The 1181-nt window shown below is 65.2% G+C and carries 1 protein-coding gene; it reads right to left on the minus strand.

Annotated features, from left to right (window positions below; translation table 11 throughout):
* Positions 1–33: 33 nt before the first annotated feature.
* On the minus strand, positions 34–1181 hold a 1148-nt coding region (locus FVF58_RS51095; protein WP_149676995.1), incomplete at its 5' end, for an IS110 family RNA-guided transposase.

Raw genomic sequence — 1181 nt, forward strand, 5'->3', positions numbered from 1 at the left:
TTCCAAGAACCCCTCCCGCACATTCCGGGGATTTCAGGCTGTTCCAGTGACGGCGGGGACGGGCACCAGCTCGCGACCCAGTTCCCTGGCCAGGCACTTGAGGGCCTGTTCCCTGGTTTTGCGGACCTGCTCCTCATAGCGCGCGAGTCCCTTTTCTACGTAGTCGTCGCCCTTGACCATGACGCGCCAGAACCAGGCGGCCAGTTTGCGCGCGAGCGCCTTGGTGGCCACCAGGCCGCCGCGGCGTGCCGCGAGCCGGCGGTAGAAACCGCCCAGCGCAATATCCCGGCTGCGTACCAGGCTTTGGGCCATCATGCAGAACAGCTGTCCGGTCCGGTTGCGGCCGCGCCTGACGCCTTTCCTGCGTTTGCCGCTATCGTGGCTGCCCGGTGCCAGTCCGGTCCAGGCGGTGAAGTGTTTTTCAGTGGGCCAGACGCTCAGGTCGGTACCCACCTCACCGATCAGTTGCAGCACGCCGTAGGACGACAGCGCGGGCAGCTTCGTCAGATCCCGTCCGCCACACATCTGGGCCAGTATCTCGCGCAGCCTGGCAATCTCCGGGGCGTTAATGCCGGTCTGTCGGGTGGACCTGGGCAGCGGCGGTTGGGTGTCATCGTGCGGCGGCAGTACGGTGGCGATGCGTTCGTCGCAATCGGCGATGAGTTTCTGGTAGTGGTCCCAGGATTGCAATGCCTGACCGAGCGCGAAGATGTGCTCGTCGGCCCAGGTGCCACGCAGGGCCTCGATCACGGCCTGTTCCTTTTTGCGCCGGATCTGCACGTCGCACAGGGCCACCAGTGCCTCGGGCGAACGCTCGCCGGCCACGATCGCGCGCGCCACCGCCATGCCGCTGACGCCGGCCAGGGACGAGATGACATCGTGCAGCTTGATGTTCATGCGTTCGAAAGCCTTCTGCATCAGTTGCACACAACCCGCTGCGGCCGCCACATGATCGGCGCGCAGGCGCAGGTAGTCCTGCAGCCGGCGGATGTCAGCCGGTGGCACGAAGCCAGCGTGCAGCAGACCATGCATGTGCAGCGTGGCCCCCCACTGGCTGTCAGCCATATCGGTCTTCCTGCCCGGCAGGTTGCGTGTCTGCCTGCCATTGACCATGCGCACGTCCAGACCGGCACTTTCGAGTACACCGTACAACGGTAACCAGTAAACGCCGGTCGCTTCCA

The organism is Paraburkholderia panacisoli (assembly GCF_008369935.1).
Taxonomy (GTDB): domain Bacteria; phylum Pseudomonadota; class Gammaproteobacteria; order Burkholderiales; family Burkholderiaceae; genus Paraburkholderia; species Paraburkholderia panacisoli.